The 2461-nt window shown below is 69.6% G+C and carries 3 protein-coding genes; 2 read left to right on the top strand and 1 reads right to left on the bottom strand.

The genetic code is table 11. From position 1 onward, the window contains the following. Positions 1-299 precede the first annotated feature (299 nt). Positions 300-1370 (top strand): DUF2272 domain-containing protein, encoded by a 1071-nt coding sequence (locus ACXJKH_RS18655; protein ID WP_457321594.1) that lies wholly within the window; start codon positions 300-302, stop codon positions 1368-1370. Between the two features lie 83 nt (positions 1371-1453). Then, on the top strand, positions 1454-1810 hold the full coding sequence (locus tag ACXJKH_RS18650) for a DUF3301 domain-containing protein (RefSeq protein ID WP_256776198.1): 357 nt from the start codon (positions 1454-1456) through the stop codon (positions 1808-1810). 62 nt (positions 1811-1872) lie between these two features. Here the strand turns inward: ACXJKH_RS18650 and ACXJKH_RS18645 are convergent, their stop codons facing one another. Next, entirely contained in the window at positions 1873-2316 is a 444-nt protein-coding gene (locus ACXJKH_RS18645; RefSeq protein WP_312237405.1) for a ClpXP protease specificity-enhancing factor, read from the bottom strand. Positions 2317-2461 lie beyond the last annotated feature (145 nt).

The raw sequence follows: 2461 nt of genomic DNA, 5'->3' as shown, positions 1-2461 counted from the left end.
GCATCTCCATTGGCGGGCTGACCAAGCACGTGCAGGCGATCGATCTGTCGTTGAAATTGGGCCCGCCGCCGGCTTGAGCGGCCTGCACCGGTCGTGCCGGCCGTTGGTCGGCTTCGCGCATGGGTCGAGAGCCGGCCAACGGCCGGCACGACCGGTGCGCGACGCGGCGGTCACGCAGGCATGCCGCCAGGGTTCGGCGCTCGACGACGCAGCGGACGCGCGCATCTGCCTCGCTGTTTTCACGGCCCCGGCAGACCGGGTCTGCGAGGCTTGCCCTGCCCCCACCCCGGAGAGCGCGCATGCGCCCCTTGCTCCTGCTTGCATGCCTGTCGCCGCTGGTGACGTTGCTGCCGGCCACCGCGTCCGCCGCCGAGGTCTGCGATATCCCGCCGCGATTCGGGTTGAGCCCGTTGGCGGTGAGCATCGTCAACACCGCCTGCAACGAGCATCGCCTGTGGTATCGGCCGTTCATCGATCGCGATGGCCGTGCGGCGAGCCYGAGCGTGACCGAAGCCGAGGACGTCCACCTGGCCGACAATGGTCTGGTTGCCTGGCAGCGGGTGGTCGGTTACTGGCGGCAGAGCGGCACGTTGTCGCCGATGGGCAGCCAGCCGGGCGCGTCGAGCTGCATGGCCCCGCCGGGGACGCGCTACACCGACAGCGACTGCCGGGCGTTTCTGGTCGACAACCCGTGGTCGGCCGCCTTCATTTCCTGGGTCATGACCCGCGCCAGCGTGCCCGGCTTCACCCGCTCGCCGCGCCACATCGACTACATCCGTGCGGCCTACCAGAACAGCGGACCGTATCGGATGGCCGATCCGACGCAGGAAAAACCGGCGCCCGGTGACCTGCTGTGCTACCTCCGCGATCGGCGCGAAACCTTGAGCTACAGCGGCCTGGTGCAGTCGCTGGGCAGCGGCGCGGTGACGCATTGGAAATCGCATTGCGAGGTGGTGATCGCTGCCAACATGGGCGGTGATCGCACCCTGTACCTGATCGGCGGCAATGTGATGAACACGGTGGCGATGCGCAAGCTTGACCTGGACCGTAGCGGCCGGATCGAGCTGCCGCCGGCCAAGGCGAGCACCAGCGACGGGGTGGACCCGGGCTGCACACCCGGCCGCGAGGAAGAATGCAGCTTCAACCGCCAGGACTGGGCTGCCCTGCTGAAGCTGGTGGCCACCGCGCCGTCGATGGCGCCGATGCCGCCACCGGACCCGGCAGGCACGTCGGCACCGCCATGGGTTCCGCAGGGAACACCAACGCCGCCGCCGGCGTCGCCCCACCCCGGCGCGCGCGCGCTGCCACCGGCGCCGACGCCGCCAGCACCGGCAACGACGCCCCCGGTGCAGTCGCCGCAGACCTCCTAGCGCGTACCACGCGCAAGGCTTGATCCGCGCCGCGTTCGTCGCCATCTTGGAGGTTCGACCTCCCTGACCGCACCGAGTCACCGATGCCCAGTTTGATCCTGTTGATGATTGCCGGTGCGTTCGCCTACGCGTTTTGGAACGCCTCGCGTGCGGCCGCCGAGCGTGCCGGCGAGCTGGGCCGCAACGCCTGCCGTGCCGCCGATGTGCAATGGCTGGACCAGAGCGTGCACGGCACCGGCCTGCGCGTATGCCGCAAGCCCAACGGCTGGCTGGGCTGGGAGCGCACCTTCAAGTTCGAGTACTCGCACGATGGCGTGGACCGCCACACGGGCCGCATGGTGCTGCGTGGCGATGAGCTGGTGGCGTTCGTGGGACCGTCGGCGGCGCGGATCAGCGAGATCCGGCGCGGCGTGGATACCGGCGGCGCCGAGGACGTCTGAGCAGCCGACCCTGCGTAGGCGCCCCCAACAAAAATGGCCGCCTTGCGGCGGCCACGGGTGCTTTATTTGACTACGCGCAGATGCGGGCGGCCGCTCGGCTTGGGCGGCGCGTCGTCCGGCGGGGTCGGGCTGTCGTCGGGCGGCAGCTCGTCGTCCGGGCCGGGATCGTGGCCGGGGATGTCATCGGGCAGGGCCATGCCCTGCCCCGTCTCGCGGGCATACACCGCCAGCACGGCCGAAATCGGCACCTGCACCGGATAACTGGTCCCGGAGAAGCGGGCCGAGAAGCTCACGCTGTCATTGTCGATATGCAGGCGTACGACGGCACGTTCGGCGATGTTCAACACCACCCTGCCGTCCTTGACCGCGCTCTGCGGCACCTGCACGCCGGGCATGCCGGCGTCCACCAGGATGTGCGGCGTCAGGTCGTTGTCGTTGATCCATTCCACCAGTGCCCGCAACAGGTACGGACGGTGGCTGGTCATGCGGAAAGTGTCTTCTGTCATGGGGGTAGAGCCGAGCCGTGCTCGGCTGCAGGGATCCGATTGCGCAGTGGCAAGTGTACGCGCCCGCACCGGCGCCGGTCAGCACCCGCGCGCCGAACGTAAAGCGCCGATGCAGTCAGCTGCACCGGCGGGCCGGGCTCAGCTG

This window comes from Stenotrophomonas sp. P5_B8 (genome assembly GCF_054049855.1).
This window is presented reverse-complemented; position numbering and strand designations above follow the sequence as displayed.